Origin of the sequence: Pseudomonas neuropathica (assembly GCF_015461835.1) — a bacterium.
GTDB lineage: Bacteria > Pseudomonadota > Gammaproteobacteria > Pseudomonadales > Pseudomonadaceae > Aquipseudomonas > Aquipseudomonas neuropathica.
Genome location: NZ_JACOPX010000013.1, coordinates 145,401 through 162,306 on the forward strand (window position 1 = coordinate 145,401; position 16,906 = coordinate 162,306).

8 protein-coding genes are annotated in these 16,906 nt (G+C 60.5%); 1 reads left to right on the forward strand and 7 read right to left on the reverse strand.

The window, feature by feature from the left end:
• Nucleotides 1–263: 263 nt before the first annotated feature.
• Nucleotides 264–7,325 carry a TcdA/TcdB catalytic glycosyltransferase domain-containing protein gene (locus H8F23_RS19950; RefSeq protein ID WP_194935522.1) on the forward strand — a complete coding sequence of 2,354 codons (7,062 nt, stop codon included), beginning with the start codon at nucleotides 264–266 and terminating at the stop codon, nucleotides 7,323–7,325.
• Between the two features lie 90 nt (nucleotides 7,326–7,415).
• Here H8F23_RS19950 and H8F23_RS19955 read toward each other — a convergent pair whose 3' ends face one another.
• The 7 genes from H8F23_RS19955 to H8F23_RS19985 form a co-directional block, all read right to left on the reverse strand.
• A complete protein-coding gene (locus H8F23_RS19955) occupies nucleotides 7,416–8,012 on the reverse strand; it encodes a MarC family protein (protein ID WP_194935523.1) in 597 nt (198 codons plus the stop codon).
• Between the two features lie 64 nt (nucleotides 8,013–8,076).
• Nucleotides 8,077–10,854 (reverse strand): hybrid sensor histidine kinase/response regulator, encoded by a 2,778-nt coding sequence (locus H8F23_RS19960; protein ID WP_099757885.1) that lies wholly within the window; start codon nucleotides 10,852–10,854, stop codon nucleotides 8,077–8,079.
• A 99-nt stretch (nucleotides 10,855–10,953) separates the two neighbouring features.
• A complete protein-coding gene (purD, locus tag H8F23_RS19965) occupies nucleotides 10,954–12,249 on the reverse strand; it encodes a phosphoribosylamine--glycine ligase (protein ID WP_116255825.1) in 1,296 nt (431 codons plus the stop codon).
• Nucleotides 12,250–12,423: 174 nt separating this feature from the next.
• Nucleotides 12,424–14,031, reverse strand: a complete 1,608-nt coding sequence (gene purH / locus H8F23_RS19970) for a bifunctional phosphoribosylaminoimidazolecarboxamide formyltransferase/IMP cyclohydrolase (RefSeq protein WP_194935524.1) — start codon at nucleotides 14,029–14,031, stop codon at nucleotides 12,424–12,426.
• Between the two features lie 83 nt (nucleotides 14,032–14,114).
• Nucleotides 14,115–14,435, reverse strand: coding sequence for a DNA-binding transcriptional regulator Fis (fis, locus tag H8F23_RS19975; RefSeq protein WP_003221275.1), 321 nt, complete (start codon nucleotides 14,433–14,435; stop codon nucleotides 14,115–14,117).
• Complete coding sequence (gene dusB, locus H8F23_RS19980) at nucleotides 14,432–15,442, reverse strand: tRNA dihydrouridine synthase DusB (protein ID WP_194935525.1); 1,011 nt, start codon at nucleotides 15,440–15,442, stop codon at nucleotides 14,432–14,434. Before dusB ends, fis begins: the two co-directional genes overlap by 4 nt.
• A gap of 185 nt (nucleotides 15,443–15,627) precedes the next feature.
• The gene (locus H8F23_RS19985; protein WP_194935526.1) at nucleotides 15,628–16,905 is read right to left on the reverse strand and encodes a DUF3426 domain-containing protein; all 1,278 of its coding nucleotides are present in this window, start codon (nucleotides 16,903–16,905) and stop codon (nucleotides 15,628–15,630) included.
• Nucleotide 16,906 lies beyond the last annotated feature (1 nt).

Here is a 16,906-nt window from a genome sequence, read left to right on the forward strand (position 1 = left end):
CTGCGTGAGACGTGATATCCGGTTAACGCTTCGGATTGAATCATCCCGCTCGAACACAAGGCCGCCAATCTTCTGGATTGGCGGCCTTGTGCGTTTGTGCGCCGGTAAGAAACCAGGCAATTCATTGCCACATGGTTCAAGCGCAAACCCCGAGTGTTATTGGCTGTTTCACTGGACATCGTTTGAGTTTGTTCGGGTTTGAGCGTGGTACTTCAGTTCAATAGTTTCGTGGCGAACGAAGCCGTTATTGAAGAAGTGCCACGATGAAAACCAACCAGCCGTACGAAATCCTTTCCGTCAAAGACTTCTCGCAACTGCAGCGGGCGCTGAGCGAGTTTGCCGGCAGCGCTGAATACAAGGCGTTGCTGTCGCACTATGAACTGGCCAGACAAGCCGCTGATGACCCGCAGCGACTGCTGTTGATCAAGCTGTTTCAGGAGGCGCTGGAGTCGTTGCTCCAACGCAGGACTCAGCCCCTTTCCGAAGCCATCAGCCAGATCAGATCGGATCTGGTCAAGTCTGTCGCCAGGCTGGAGGACACACACGCCATGCTCCATGGCGTGGCCAGGCCCGTGGCGAAAATCATGCACTTTGTCTGGGTGGGCGGCAGTGAAGTCGGGGCCAATCAGCGCGACTACATGAACATCTGGCGCCAGGTGCTGGAGCCGCAGGGTTACCGCTTCAACCTCTGGTACGACAGTGATGCGTTGCTGGCCTTTGAAATGAACCGGGTGATCCTCGACAGCGCCAGAGTGGATGCGCTGGAGTCGGGCGGTGACAAGGTCAGCAAGGCTTTTCAGTTGTCGCAGATGATCGAAGACCGTGCGCGGGTGTTGAAGCAGCAGATGTTCGCCCACCTTCAGCAAGCACAGTGGCGGGGGCGAGCCGACGAAGCGCGGATCGACTTGATGGTGCGTGCCTACGGCAAGGATCGGGCGACGCTCGAAGCCTTTCGCCAGCGCTGCCTGCAGACGCATCAGGCGATGCTCGGAGCGGACCTGCAATTGCGCGATGTCGGCGACGAATTTGCCGGGCACTTTTTGCAGGATGTCTATCAGCGCGAGGTGGCCATGCGCGGCAATTTTGCCGCGGCGAGCGATGTCGTGCGCCTGCAGGCCGAATACCTCGAAGGTGGCCGTTACAGTGACATGGATTACTTGCCGCCACTGGCGGAGACGCTGGCCGGTGTCGATATTCTCAGCGTCGGCGAAGAAGGCCGAATCGGCGTTTTGCAGTTGCTGTTGAACCACAATGAAGCGTTGATGCCGGGACGCGACCGCCAGCGTTATCTCGACCGCACTGACAAAATCCCGCCCGAACACCTCGAGGCATTGACGGCGTTTGCCCGTGAACAACACCCGCTAAGCGAGATCTTTGTCGCACCGCAAGATCACGCGGTGCCGCAGGACGCGATGCGTTTGGGCACGGCCTATGGCTTGCCGGACTGGGCGGAAATGAATGCGCACATGCTGGCCCATCCCGGCAGTGCCATGACCCTGGCGTACATGCAGATGATCCGCCTCAATTATGACTGCCTGCTGGAAGTGGAGCGGCGTGCGGCGCTCGCCGGCATCGACGCGACGGATCAGGCCCGGATGTTTGATGTGGTCGAGAATGTGGTCAACGAAGCTCAGGCGCAGGGCAAACTGCCTGAAGCGCAAGGCGAGGTGTTCCGCTCCAGATTGATCGACGCGATTTTTACCTATTACCGCGATGGCATTCGCCTTGAAGCCCGCGGCACCATCACCCTGACCGGCCCGGGAGCCGCCGCGGCCGCGCTGCTCAAATACATAGAGCAGCACCTGCAACCCGATCGACATGTGCAGATCCGTGAGCGCCTGAAGTTGCTCGAAGGCTACAACACCCACACCGAGGAGGAGATGATCTCCGGCTGGACCGTCGACGGTAAGGCCGAGCAATGGTTGCTCGAAGAGCGGGAGAAGTGGCAGAACGGCAAACTGAAATCGCGCTACGTCGGCCAACTGGCGGATCTGCTGAAAGCGCACACGCTAACCTTCAAGCAGGGCTGGCCGGTCATCGAAGGCCAACCGGTGTTGTTGACCTCGGTATTGCAGCCACTGATGGACGATCTGGGCGAGCCGTTCCTGCGCGCGATGCAGGAGAAGTTGAGCGGCGACATGACGTTCAATTCAGCGATCTCCATCGGTTTCGACAGTCGTGAGCAGGTTCGCGCGCAAACAGTCCGTGAGATTCCGCTGTCCCATGGCGCGGAGCCTACCCGCAATCTCAATGAGTTGTTCACCCTCGTTGCCCATGGCTCGCTGGCGGTTGAGCAACTCAGCCCGTTGCAACGCGTCATCCTCGGCGGGATGTTGGGGGCAAACAGCCTGGATGCCGCCGGGTTTGCCCCGGTCTGGCAGAGCGTTATGGACATCGCTCGGGAAACCGCTGAGGGCGGTTTGTTCGCCCGTTACCACGCGATCGAAAAGGCCCTGATTCAGCAGGCATCGCCGACATTCGAGGCGGGGCTTGCCGGCGCGAGCATCCACAGCACGCACACGGCGCGCGAACTCAAGGCGTTGGCGATGAGCGAACCGCTGACGCTGAAACAGTGGGGCGAGCGCATCGGACAGATCAATCGCACGGCACAGCGTGAATACCACAGGCACATTTTCAAGCGGGGTGGCCAGGTGCGGGAGGCGTTGTTCCAGTCCGGCGCCGTGTCCGTCAGGCAACTGCCGCAGGATTTGTTGAGGCGCAGCACGGGCGACCCGGGACGCCGTTGCTACCCGCTGGCGTTGTTGATGGGCGCCGCCGTGGTGGCCGGCGGGTTGGCCGAGCGTGCACTGATCGGACGTGTGGCCAATGCCAGCCTGAGGCCGGAAGACGTTGATTCGCGGGCGTTGCTCAGTGCGCTGGATGAGCTGGGCGAGGTCTCCGGGCGTGCGATCGGACAGGCTCGTGGCCGGCAAAGCCTCGACAGCGTGATGCAGATACTGGAAGCGAAAACCGCCCCCGGCGTCCTGCTGCTCGACACAGGCAATCACGCTTTGCTGGTGGCCAAAGGGCAAGTGGATGAGCAAACGTTCTATCGCTTTTATGATCCCAATTTTGCGATTTATGGATTTGCCGCAAGCGCAGAAATGAAGCAGGGCGTGGCACGTTATTTAAGTGACGACGGCAACACTTTGGCGAAGTTGTACGGCCTGGCTGACATCGGCACTGCGCAGTTCGATGTAATCGAACTGGACACCGTAGCGCTTGCCGAGCGGACATTGTCGTCCGGGTTGCGCGTCGAAAGTTTTTTGCAAACCGCAGCGATCGCCGATCCTCAGGCGGCTTCGGTCTGGGCCAGGCAAGCTGTCGCACGCACGCGCTCACTCAGTGAAAACGCGCGGCTGGGGGCTAGCCTCGCGCAGTTGGACGCGCGTTACTGGGCGCAGGAGTTTGATCAGGCGACCCGGCAATTGCGCGCTGAACACACATTGGGTGGCGACTATCTGCCGCTGCTGGAAACGCTCAAGACAAAACCGGACGCGGGTTATTCGCTGACGCTGGTGGATGTGCAAAACCCGGCCAGATCACTGACGGTCGGCACCGCCGATGCGCGGTTCGACAGGCTTAAAAAACACCTTCAACGTTTGGTTATCGCATTGACGGGCAAGCCGAGTGCCGTGGTCGAAGCCGACGGCGGCAGTCGTCTGAGTTTCGCCTTCGCGATCCAGGCGTTGGTCACTGAAATGCGCCATCGTGACTATCAGGCTGATGGCGAGCGGGCGCCGGTTTTGTCGATAGCCCTGCAAGTGCAGGTCTATTTCAACTATGCGCAGTTGGGTTTCGGCGTATTGAGCGACACGGCCCAGACGATCAATCTGGTGCGTCAGGTGGCGGCCAGCGAACGGGCATTGGCGCTTGGTCAGTCGTCGTTGTCCGGGCGTCTGCTGGGGCGTGCCACCACGGCAGGCGGATTGGTATTTTCGCTCGCCAACATCGGCTTCGATCTCCACAACCTGTCGGTGGCCGAGAACCACGAGCAACGCTCGCGGTTCTCCACCTCACTGGTATTCAACGTTGCGGCATTGGGGCTGGATGTTGTTGCTTTGGCGGCTGGCGGGGCGGTGGGCACGGCAGCGGCCGTTCTCTCGGTGCCGCTGCTGGGTGTCGGCATTGGGGTGACGGCGATTGCCAGCAACCTGGGACAGATCAGGGACAAGGCGACGGCGGTGGGCAATCATCTGCGGGCGATCGGTCATGCTTACCGGCGCGGTGCCTACACCTTGAAGGATGGCGTGCTGCAATTTCCCGCAGAAGCGGTCATCGTCAGTCTGAACCTGCAAACCAATGACGTGCGCTTCGACAGCCAGAAGTTTTACCCATGGACGGGCGGGCTACTGGAACTGCCGCAGTACAACGATGACCCGCAGGCTATTCACCTGTCCCTCGATATCCGCCAGGCACTGGGGCTGCCGGAGGTCGTTCACCTTTACCGTGACGAAACCGACAGGCTCGAGACGCTGGTGCTGCCGTGCACGCCGATCTGCCATTACGGTTACGAGTATCAGTTGAAGGGGCTGGGCGGGTACACCTACGAACCCCTTCCCGGCGAGGTCGGGGACGCTGGCGACATCCCTGCTGAAACCCGCTACCCGCAAGTGACGGATCGCATGGCGGACATGCTGGAATATGACCAACACGGAAACCGGCGCTTTTATCTCACCAGTAACCCGTCGCTGCCGCACATTCTGTACAAGCTGCATCCGGTCTATCAACCGACAGACATCACGGTGGCATTGGACAGTCAGGTACGACAACTGGTGGTGCCGACGCTGGAAGCGCCAGTGCAGAACAAAATTTCCTACGCGATCACCGCTCCTGCCGGGGACTATCAGGTGCGTCTGGTACCCGGCATTGTCGCGGTGAGATTTCATGGCCGTGCCAAGTGGATCGTGCAGGCGACCTGGGCTTGCCTGGAACAGGTCAGATTTGCCGTCCCGAATCGGGAAAATGATGATGAAGTCCAACTGCTGGTTGATGGCACGCTGCTGTCGGTTTTCGATGGCTTGATCGAACTGGCCGAGGGCCTGTTCCGGGTCGATGGGTGGGAGCGCTGCCTTCGCTTGCAGTCGGTCACCCTTGATGATCAAAGCCGCCTGCCGCAAATACTGGCGATGCTGCGCCAGCACGCCCGCGAAGGCCGATTGGTCGCAAATGCTGTGGCGCTGTACAAATTTCGCGTGCCCGCCGCCACCATGGTGGTGACCACCGCCTGGTATGACGCGACCAGTGATCGTCTGTTGTACGCACGCAATCTGCCGAGCGCGGTGAACGAGGGGCTGCTGTTGGGCGGCGCCAGTGCCCGCCATGCCTGGTTCTACCATCCGCAACGGGCGACGGTCTGGCGTGTGGACACCATCACCGGCACGGTTGTGCATCGCTACCGCTTGATGAACCCCGCGAGCGGGTCGCACATCATGGGTTGTGTCCAGGACGCCGATGGCAGTTTGCGAGTGTTGCAACGCTTGCTGATCGACGCCCGGATAACTGAAACCGAAACCACACTGGAGTATCGCCTCAGCGATGCGGCCGTGGTCCTGACGGGCATCAAGTCGTCGTTTATCGAGGAACCCACCGCGCGCCCCGGGCAGGGCGACTTGCATCACTTCACGACCTTCGGCGCGTATAACGATGAAACCCCGGACATGGCCAATGCCATCAGCACCTGGGTATATGCATCGTTCGTTTACGCGCGCACCTACTACTTCGAAGGATTGCGCCGGCGTGCCTGGGTCAACAAACGCACGGGCCACTATTTTTCGGCGGGGTTGGGCAGTGAGGCGGACATGGTCATGTTGATGCCGGCCGATCCACAGAGCGGTGCGCTGCTGTTCTACAGCAAGCAAGCGCAGACCATCAGTCGAGGGGTGGAACCGAGGGTGGGGCAATTCATCAATCGGGTCATCGAGCGCGATATTGTCGACGTCACCCAAACGTTCGGAAGCTACATTGCCACCAAGGCCGACGGCCGCCTTTTCGAGGTCGACACCAACCTTAAAGATGAGCAGTGGATGGGCGGCATTCCCACACCGAACATTCTGAAATTTGCCGGCCTCGGCCAGCGCTGGCTACAGCTCAACTCCGACTGGCTGGACGCCTTGCCGGCGCTGGCAAAAGTCTACAAAGCCGAACCTTTTCCGCTCATCGGATTGGGCAATGGGGCGGCTCATGCATTTCTGCCGGCGTGGTGCATCGAGGAGCAATTCGTCGTGTCGAACATCGGTCCTGAAGTGCAGTTGACGCCGTTGGGACTGACGCCGGACAAACAGGCCGCATGGTTGCTGGAGGGTTCGACCGGGCGGCTTTATCGCCAGCCGACGATTGCCATCGAGGCATTGCGCGTCGCGTTTGCTGCTGGGCCGCAGCGCGTGAGCCCCGGGCAGTTGCCCATGGCAGAAAAGGTCTGGCCGCAGTGGTCATTTGTTCACGTGCTGAGGCATGGACAAGGTCTGCTCGGGCAAACCCGCGACGGGGTCAATGTCGAGCTGCACGATCAGCAGCCAGCGCGGATCATCAGCGTGGAAAATCGCTGGTCGCACGTGCAGGGGCAGACGGCCGAGCAGTGGCGTACGCGCTTGAAAGCACTGCTCGCGGGACAGGTCCACGCGCAAGTCGTGCCGGTCAAACATACCGGCGCGCGCTACACGTATTACCTGCCTGCAACGGATCGCTTGTTTGAGGTCGCCGGGCGCCATGCGCGACAGTGGCCGACGTTTCTTGGCACGCGCCAAAACACCGTAGCGCTGCTGTTCGACGCAGTTGACGGACTTGTCTTCAGCGCAGGCCCGGTCGATCCTGATCCTGTCTGGATTCCGGGCTGCCACGCGCACCGCGAAGGCGAGGTGTTGTCCCTGTCCTTGAGCGATGAGGTGACCGATGTCTGCGCATTGTTGCCCGATGGTATCGACACACTGATTCTGGCCTTCGGTTCCCGGGAAACCGGGTATCGCATCACCGACGAAACCTGGCAGCGTCTGGACTGCATCGTGGTCGATACGCGGCTGGCAGCGGACGACGATGGTTCGGGCACGAACCTGCTGTTTCTCGACATGGCTGACTGCGCGCGCCTTTTGATGTCGCGGGTTGAAGGGCATCTGGTGTTTGCCGACCCGGACAGTGCAAGCACGCTGATTGTGCGGGATGTCGAGCCGCAGGGCGGCGAGGAAAACACGCCAATGGAAATAACAGTCCGGCTCGATGAGCGGGTCCACTGCACGTTTACTCTCGCTGATTGGTTGCAGCGTTTTGCGCAGATACAGGGCGCCAATGCCGTGGTCAGTCTGAACGTGCTGATCGAGGCAGCGCTTTGAGTCAACGACCGAGGTAGAAGCAAAAAGGGCCGTGAAGAGTAAATTCACGGCCCTTTGCAAGAAATATACTGACGTATTCGAAGCGCTTGTTCAGGGCACCAAATAGCCTTTGACCCCTGTAAAAATGATCTGCGCCGCCAAGGCGCAAACAAACAATCCCATCAAACGACTGACGATCTGCAAGCCCTGATCGCCCAGAATCCGCTCGATACGATTCGACAGGTACAGCACCACGCCGACGGTGAAACTGGCCAGGGCAATACTCATGATCGCGGTGAGTTTGTCGTCCCAGTGCGGCTGGCTGACGCCCATCACCAGCAAGGCACCGATGGTGCCCGGGCCGACGGTCAGCGGGATGGTCAGCGGCACGATGGTGACGTCCTGCTGCACATTGTCGGCCTGTACCGCCGGTTTGCCCTGCGCCATGCCCAGTGCCGAAATGAACAGCACACTGCCGGCGCCGATGCGAAACGCATCCACGGTGATGCCGAACACATCGAAAATCACCCGCCCGAACAGATACAGCAAGATGCTGGAGACCAGCGTGGCCACGGCGACTTTCCAGGCCAGCCGCCGTTGTTCCTTGCGCGAATAACCGCGGGTCAGGCTGATAAAGCACGACAGCACGAAGAACGGGCTGTAGAGCACCAGCATCTTCAGGTAAACGCTGAACAACACATGGAGCATGGTGCAAGCTCACTGGCGAGGGAATTCGTGGGGGAGTCTATCAGGCGCTACGGGGTCTGTCGGCTCAGGAGGTGGGCGTCGTGGCACGGTTCTGCTGATCACGCTCGGCTACCCAGTGCTCGATCAGCTCGCGCAATTGTGACAACTCGACCGGCTTGGACATGTGCCCATCCATCCCGGCCTGACGCGCGCGCTCCTTGTGTTCGGCGAGAATATGCGCCGTCAACGCCACGATCGGCGTGCGAATGCGTTGATTGCTGACTTCCCAGGCGCGCAACTGCTGGGTCGCCGAGAAGCCGTCGAGGATCGGCATTTCGCAGTCCATCAGCACCAGATCGTAACGCTGGGCTTTCATCGCTTGCAGGGCTTCTTCGCCGTTGGCTGCGGTGTCCGGTTGCAGGTTGAGCTTGCCGAGCATGCCGCGAATCACTTTGGTCGAAATCGTGTTGTCTTCGGCGACGAGGATGCGGAAATCGCTCGGCACTTTCGCCGCCGTGGCCGGGGTGACCACTTGCGGCTGGAACACCACCTGACCTTTGTTGCGCTGGTTGAGCTCGTCGGCCAGGGTGGTCTTGAGGGTGTAGCCGGCCACCGGTTTGGCGAGGATGCGTTTGATCCCCGAGTTGCGCGCGATGATCTTGCTCGGCGCATTGCTGATGCCAGTGAGCATGATCAGCAGGATGTCGTGGTTCAGACTCGGGTCTTCCTTGATCTTGGCCGCGAGCTGCATGCCGGTCATGCCGGGCATGTTCTGATCGAGCAACACCACATCAAAGTAATCACGCAGGTGCGCCTTGGTCCGCAGGAGGGCCAACGCTTCCTTGCCTGAAGGTACGGCGCTGACATTCAGCCCCCACGCACTGCATTGCTGGACCAGCACTTTGCGGCAGGTGTCGTTGTCGTCGACCACCAGGACCCGCGCGCCCTGCAGCGGACTGTCGAGATCGGAGGTCGGGTGTTCGAGGCGGTCGGGGTCCAGCGGCAAAGTCAGCCATAACGTGCTGCCCTGATTGGCGCCGCTCTTGATGCCGAACTCGCCATGCATCAAGCGGATCAGTTGTCGCGCGATCACCAGCCCCAGGTTGCCACCCAGACGATTGGCCGAAAGGAAGTGCTTGCTGTGCAGTTCGGCGTGCATCAGTGCGTCGCGTTCTTCCTGCTCCATCGGTTCACCGCTGTCCTGCACGGCGATGCGCAGACGCGGTTTGTTGCTGCGCTCGTCGAGGGCGACGACGATCAGCACTTCCCCTTCATCGGTTTTCTTCAGGGCGTTTTCCAGCAGGCTCAGCAGCGTCTGACGCAGGCGGGTCGGGTCGCCGCTGATCACCCGCGGTACTTGCGGCTGGATAAAGCTGATCAGTTCGACGTTCTGTTGTTCGGCCTTGGCCCGGTAGATGCTCAGGCAGTCGTCGATCAAGGCATTGAGGTCGAACTGCACATCGTCCAGTTCGATCTGCCCCGACTCGAGCTTGGAGATGTCGAGAATCTCGTTGATCAACGTCAGCAATTCGTTGCCGGCGCTGTGGATGGTCTGCACGTAGTCGCGTTGCTTGACCGACAGTGGCGTGCCCAGCAGCAGTTCGGTCATGCCCAGCACGCCGTTCATCGGCGTGCGGATTTCGTGGCTGATCTTGGCAAGGAACTCGGCTTTGGCGTTGATCTCGGCATTGCTCGCGGCGAGGTCGCGGCTGACGCTGAAACGACTTTCGGTGATGCTGCGCTGACGCTCGCCGAGGGCGATGCTCATCAGCAGCCCGCTGATACAGATGAATGCCATCAGGGTCATGATCAGACCCTGCGGCGACACCAGTGTCAGCCCCAGCAACGCGGGAAGAATGATCAAGGTGCCGATGTTGAACACCACCATTGCGGCGACGAACAGGCGCGCCGGGCGGTAACCCTTCTGCCAGTGATAGAAGGCGACAAACAACATGCTCAGGCCGGCCAGGGCCACCAGGGCATAGGTGATGATGTTCAGCGGCAGGGTATTGACGAACAGCAGCAACAGGCTGCAGGTGACGATAAACAGGATGTCGCCAATCAACAGTTTGTTCAGCGGGTGCGGGCCGAGCGGCGCGAAGAAGCGATAGGCGAACATCAACCCTGCTGGAGCGGTCAGCAGCAACGCCAGATAGGCGCCCGGGGTCTGCACCGCGTGCCAGTTCGGCAGCCAGGGGCCGGCGAGGTTGAGCAGCAGCAACAGACTGAGGCCCAGCAGACCCTCGCAGACCGCCAGCCACAGGCTGCTGCGCGAACGGGAGTAGGCGTAGCGCACAAGGTTGTGCAACAGCAGCATGGCGAGACAGCCGAACAGCAAGCCGAAGATCAGCGTCTGATTGTGGTTGGCCGCGCTCATCACCGCCGATTGCAGGGTGACGTGCGGCCGCAACTGGTGATCGGAGACCAGGCGCAGGTAGACATCGAGCGGTTTGTCGGTCTGGGGCAACGGCAGCATGAAGTCGCTGCTCGGCAACGGCCTTTCGGCCTGTGGCTGGTCGGTGCCGGTGTTGCGTTGCTCGATCAGCTTGTCGCCGTCGAGCACGTAGAGATTGAGCTGTGACAGGTCGGGGGCAAAGATGCGCAGCACTTGTTCGTGCTTGCCCGGCGCCAGTTTGAAGCGCAACCACAGGGCGCCATCGGGCTCGGCCGCAGTGAGGCGGTCGAGGTCGATGGGGCTGAATTGATTGGTGTAGCGAGCGGAGCGGATATCGCTCAGTTGCAGATTGCCCTGATCGTCAAGCAATACCGACCAGCCACTGCCTTGCGCGGCCTGGGCCGGGAGCATGCAGAGCAAGGTCAGCAACGTGACGGTGAAGCTTATGGCAATCCTGAGCCAGCGCACGGCGAAATCCCTTCGTAGGTTGATGCCAGAATATAACGATGCGCCGCGGCGGAACAGTCCGGCGAGGAACGGTATCCCTTGCCGGACTTGATGAACAGCTTATTCCTGGGTTTCGCCACGTTCACGGGCAATGGCGCGGTAGCCAATGTCCTTGCGGTAGAAGCAACCTTCCCAGTCGATGGCCTCGGCCAGCTTGTAGGCTTGCTGCTGGGCTTCACCGACGCTAGCGCCCATTGCGGTGGCGCAGAGTACGCGACCACCGGCAGTGACGACCTGACCATCCTTCAGCGCGGTACCGGCGTGGAAGACTTTGCCTTCCAGGCTGGCCGCAGCGTCCAGACCGTTGATCGCCGCACCCTTGGCGTAGTCGCCCGGGTAGCCGCCAGCGGCCAGCACGATGCCCACGCTCGGGCGTGGATCCCACTGTGCTTCAACCTTGTCCAGTGCTTGCGCCAGAGCGGCTTCAACCAACAGCACCAGGCTCGATTGCAGACGCAGCATCACCGGTTGGGTTTCCGGATCGCCGAAGCGGCAGTTGAACTCGATAACCTTTGGATTACCAGCCTTGTCGATCATCAGACCGGCGTAGAGGAAACCGGTGTAGACATTGCCTTCTTCAGCCATGCCACGCACGGTCGGCCAGATCACCAGGTCCATCACGCGCTGGTGCACGTCGGCAGTGACCACCGGGGCAGGGGAGTAGGCACCCATGCCGCCCGTGTTCGGGCCGCTGTCGCCGTCGCCAACACGTTTGTGGTCCTGGCTGGTGGCCATCGGCAGGACGTTTTTGCCATCGACCATGACGATGAACGAGGCTTCTTCGCCGTCGAGGAATTCTTCGATTACCACGCGCGAACCGGCGTCACCGAAGGCATTGCCAGCGAGCATGTCGCGCACGGCGTCTTCGGCTTCGGCCAGGGTCATGGCGACGATCACGCCTTTACCGGCCGCCAGGCCATCGGCCTTGATCACGATCGGTGCGCCTTTTTCACGCAGATACGCCAGGGCCGGCTCGATCTCGGTGAAGTTCTGGTAGTCGGCGGTCGGGATCTTGTGGCGAGCCAGGAAATCCTTGGTGAAGGCCTTCGAACCTTCCAGCTGTGCAGCGCCGGCGGTCGGACCGAAGCAGTCCAGGCCACGGGAGCGGAACAGATCAACAACACCAGCGACCAGCGGCACTTCCGGGCCGACGATGGTCAGGGAAACGTTTTTCTCGGCGAAGTCGGCCAGTTGCTCAAGAGCCAATACGTCGATGGCGACGTTCTCGCACTTGGCTTCGATGGCGGTACCAGCGTTGCCCGGTGCGACGAAAACTTTCTGCACGCGCGGATCCTGAGCCACTTTCCAGGCCAGGGCGTGTTCACGGCCACCGCTGCCAATGATCAAAACATTCATTTCAAAAACCTCAAAATTCTGTGGGCGCTACCAAACCTCAGCATTCAAACCCTGTAGGAACTGCCGAAGGCTGCGATCTTTTGATCTTGCTTTTCAAAAACAAGATCAAAAGATCGCAGCCTCGTTTTACTCGTCAGCTCCTACATGGCTCCTGCGTGCAGAGGGAGCGGGGAATCAGTGACGGAAGTGGCGCATGCCGGTGAATACCATCGCGATGCCAGCTTCGTCGGCAGCAGCAATCACTTCAGCATCACGCATCGAGCCGCCCGGCTGGATCACCGCAGTGATGCCGACCTTGGCCGCGTTGTCGAGGCCGTCGCGAAACGGGAAGAACGCGTCCGATGCCATCACCGAACCGGCAACTTGCAGGCCGGCGTGCTCAGCCTTGATCGCGGCGATACGCGCCGAGTTTACGCGGCTCATCTGGCCCGCGCCGACACCGATGGTCTGACGGTTCTTGGCGTAGACGATGGCATTGGACTTGACGTACTTGGCGACTTTCCAGGCGAAGATCAGGTCATGGATTTCCTGTTCGGTCGGCGCGCGTTTGGTCACGACTTTCAGGTCATCGGCGCTGATCATGCCGATGTCGCGGCTCTGTACCAGCAGACCGCCGTTGACGCGTTTGTAGTCCCACGCGGCTGCGCGGTCTGCCGACCACTCGCCGCAGGCCAGCAGGCGCACGTTGGCTTTGGCTGCAACGATGGCGCGAGCCTCTTCGCTGACGCTCGGGGCGATGATCACTTCAACGAACTGACGCTCGACGATCGCTTTGGCGGTCTCGGCATCCAGTTCACGGTTGAAGGCGATGATGCCGCCGAATGCCGATTCGGTGTCAGTCGCGTAAGCCAGTTCGTAAGCCTGACGGATGCCGCCTTCAGCGTCCGGGCTGACCGCCACGCCGCACGGGTTGGCGTGCTTGACGATCACGCAGGCTGGCTTGACGAAGCTCTTCACACACTCCAGCGCGGCGTCGGTGTCGGCCACGTTGTTGTACGACAGTTCTTTGCCTTGCAGTTGGGTCGCGGTAGCGATGCCGACTTCGGCAGGCTTGGCTTCCACGTAGAACGCCGCGCTCTGGTGCGGGTTCTCGCCGTAGCGCATTTCCTGGGCCTTGATGAACTGGCTGTTGAAGGTGCGCGGGAATTCGCTGCGACCTTCAGTGCTCAGGGTTTCAGCGGCCTGATTCACAGTGCCCATATAGTTGGCGATCATGCCGTCGTAGGCAGCCGTGTGTTCGAAGGCCTTGAGCATCAGGTCGAAACGCTGCGCGTAGGTCAGGCCACCGGCTTTCAGGCCTTCCAGGACGCTGGCGTAGTCGCTGGCATTCACCACGATCGCTACGTCTTTATGATTTTTCGCCGCCGAACGGACCATGGTCGGGCCGCCAATGTCGATGTTTTCGATGGCGGTCGGCAGGTCGCAGCCTGGCTTGTTGATGGTGGCTTCGAACGGGTACAGGTTAACGGCAACCAGATCGATCGGCTTGATGCCGTGCTCGCTCATGATCGCGTCGTCAGTACCGCGACGACCGAGGATGCCGCCGTGGATTTTTGGGTGCAGGGTTTTCACCCGACCGTCCATCATTTCGGCGAAACCGGTGTAATCCGCGACTTCCACTGCGGCAACACCGTTGTCGCGCAGCAGCTTGAACGTTCCGCCGGTGGAGAGGATCTCGACGCCCAGAGCTTCAAGCTCCTTGGCGAATTCGAGGATCCCGGTCTTGTCGGAAACGCTGATCAAGGCGCGGCGGATCGGCAGGCGGGTAGTCTGGTCGGTCATCTCAATTTCCATCAAAAGCAAAGGAAGTCAGCAAAAAAGGCGACCGTTTTTTACGCGGGCGCCTTTCTGGTTTGATTGAATGCTTACAGCAGATCGTACTGCTTGAGTTTCTTGCGCAGCGTGCCGCGGTTAAGTCCGAGCAGCTCACTGGCCTTGGTCTGGTTGCCCTTGACGTAGTTCATCACGCTTTCGAGCAGGGGAGCCTCGACTTCGGAGAGCACCAGGTTGTACACATCCGTGACGGACGCGCCCTCAAGGTGGGCGAAATAATTGTGCAGCGCCTTCTCGACACTCCCGCGAAGGGTCTGGCCTTCTTCGCTCGGGGTATTGAGGTGCTGTTTCAAATTCACGTTGTCGCTCACGGGTGCTGTTCCACTCACTAAAGTCTCGGTCATCATCGTCATGCGGCCACCCCTTCTTCGTCCCCTGTCAGGCTCTTGTAACGCTCGGCGAAGAACTCCCGAACGTTGGCGCATTGTGTTTCCGTACCATCCAAACGATTGAAGTGGGCGCGAAACTCCCTGGCGCCCGGCAAGGTTGCGAGATACCAGCCCACATGCTTGCGCGCAATGCGCACGCCCATCACATCCCCATAGAAAGTGTGAAGGGCGGCCAGATGCTCCAGCAGAATGTGTTCCACTTCGATCAGCTCCGGTGCCGGCAATTTCTCGCCGGTACGCAGGAAGTGTTCGATCTCGCGAAAAATCCATGGCCGCCCTTGGGCGGCGCGGCCTACCAACAGGCCATCGGCACCGGTCGCGTCGAGCACGTAACGGGCCTTTTCCGGCGAATCGATATCGCCATTGGCAAACACCGGGATCGACACCGCCTGCTTGATCGCGGCAATCGTGTCGTACTCGGCTTCACCGGTGTACAGATCGGCGCGAGTGCGGCCATGCACTGCCAGCGCGGTGATCCCGGCCTGCTCGGCGATCTTCGCCACGGTCAGGCCGTTCTTGTTGTCGCGATCCCATCCGGTGCGGATCTTCAAGGTGACCGGCACATCAACCGCAGCCACAACGGCCTGCAGGATCTCGGTCACCAGTGCTTCGTCCTTCAACAACGCGGAACCGGCGGCCTTGTTGCAGACCTTCTTTGCCGGGCAACCCATGTTGATATCAATAATCTGCGCGCCCAATTCGACGTTGGCCCGGGCCGCATCCGCCAGCATCTGCGCGTCGCCACCGGCAATCTGCACCGAGCGGGGCTCGGGATCGCCTTCGTGGATCATGCGCATGCGCGACTTGCGGGTGTTCCACAGGCTCATGTCACTGGTGACCATTTCCGAGACTACAAGCCCTGCGCCCAAACGCTTGCACAGCTGACGAAAGGGCTGGTCGGTGACGCCCGCCATAGGGGCAAGAATCAAGCCGTTCTGCAATGTGTATGGGCCGATGCGTACCGCCGACATAGGACTTCCCTGAGGTGGGGCCGGATCATGAGAGTTCGAAAAAGGGTTGGCATGATACCCGCTCTCGATGACTGGATAAAGGCTGAATTGAACAAAATCTGAACAGTTATTCCGTTATCGCCACAGGTTTGGTTGTGGGTGGCAAAGTCAGAAAACCGCCGTCAATTGCAAACCGCCGCAGGGATTCACTCGGGCGAGTGGAAACTCAGGCTGTAATTCACTGCTTTCGGGCCTGGGTCGAGGATATCCAGCGCAATGTGGATCGGCGTTTGCGGCGGCATTTCCGCCAGACCTTCGAGGTCCCCTCTGAGGTACTCGCCGGGTTTGAAGCGACGACTGGCGATCAAGTGGCCATTGAGGTCGGCAAAACGCAGTTCCAGTAATGGAAAGGGCTGAGAGAACGTCGCGCGGTTATAAATGATCGCGTCGACCACCAATGCGCCGTTGAACTCCGGATGACTGCGCACCACCAGGTTGCTGCTCTTGATCCGGGCGATGTCGACCTTGGACGGCACTGTGCAGCCGATCTGCGGGCAGATTTGCTGGAACCACGGACGGTATTGATCCTGACGGGCCAGTTCGTCGAAATGATAGGCGACGTATTGGGCCGCCAGTCCGCCCGCCGCCAGTAGCACCAACAGCAGCCAGAGCATGCGGCGTCCCCACGGCGAGCGGCGTTTCTGCCAGTCCAGTTGCAGCGGGTCGTCGGTCAGGTCTTGCAGGACTTCAGCGCGTACACCGGGTTCGGCGCGATCGCGTTTTTTGCGCAGTGGCTCGATCGATGGCAACTCGTCGCCGTCATCGATATCGTCGCTGGCAGAAAATCGTTCACGACGGGCATTCGGATCGATCGGGTCGTGAAGGCGCAGCTGCGGGATCACCGGCTCGTCGTCGAGATCTACCGGTTCCAAAGTCAGCGAAGGCTCGGTGCGCGCGGCTTTGGCCGGTTCGATCTCCGAGACTTCTGTCTCGTCGTCGGGCTCGATCGTGTGCTCATCGGCATGTTCGCTGAACAGGCTGTCGCGCCAGACGGTTTCGTCCGGCTCAGGCATGTCGCGCCGGGCGCTCAGAGAATCTTCGCGGGGACGACCGAATTCGGTGGTCGGCTGGATTTCCCGTTGCTCGAGGCGGGCAAGTTCCTGATCCAGATCGAGGCTATCGAGATCCAGCTCCGAGGCGCTCCACTGCTTTTGGCTGATGGCGCGCGGTGCCGGCGGCTCGACGATGGCTACGGGTTCGACGGCTGGCGTCGACTCGACAATCGGCGGTGGCTCGGCAAGCGAAGGCGCGACCGGCGTCACCGCGTCCTTGCCGGCGTGTTGTTCCAGCAGCTGTTTGGCGGCGTTGAACACTTGCAGGCAGGAGCCGCAGCGAACCACCCCGCGGGCCACGCTCAATTGAGCATGGCTGACACGGAAACTGGTTTGGCAATGCGGGCACTGAGTGACGAAACTGTCGGTCATG

Excerpts from the sequence above, each read along its gene's own strand:
- dusB (WP_194935525.1), bottom strand. The coding sequence starts at position 15,442 with ATGTCGGCGGTACGCATCGGCCCATACACATTGCAGAACGGCTTGATT.
- H8F23_RS19985 (WP_194935526.1), bottom strand. The coding sequence starts at position 16,905 with ATGACCGACAGTTTCGTCACTCAGTGCCCGCATTGCCAAACCAGTTTC.
- H8F23_RS19950 (WP_194935522.1), top strand. The coding sequence starts at position 264 with ATGAAAACCAACCAGCCGTACGAAATCCTTTCCGTCAAAGACTTCTCG.
- fis (WP_003221275.1), bottom strand. The coding sequence starts at position 14,435 with ATGACGATGATGACCGAGACTTTAGTGAGTGGAACAGCACCCGTGAGC.
- H8F23_RS19955 (WP_194935523.1), bottom strand. The coding sequence starts at position 8,012 with ATGCTCCATGTGTTGTTCAGCGTTTACCTGAAGATGCTGGTGCTCTAC.
- purD (WP_116255825.1), bottom strand. The coding sequence starts at position 12,249 with ATGAATGTTTTGATCATTGGCAGCGGTGGCCGTGAACACGCCCTGGCC.
- purH (WP_194935524.1), bottom strand. The coding sequence starts at position 14,031 with ATGACCGACCAGACTACCCGCCTGCCGATCCGCCGCGCCTTGATCAGC.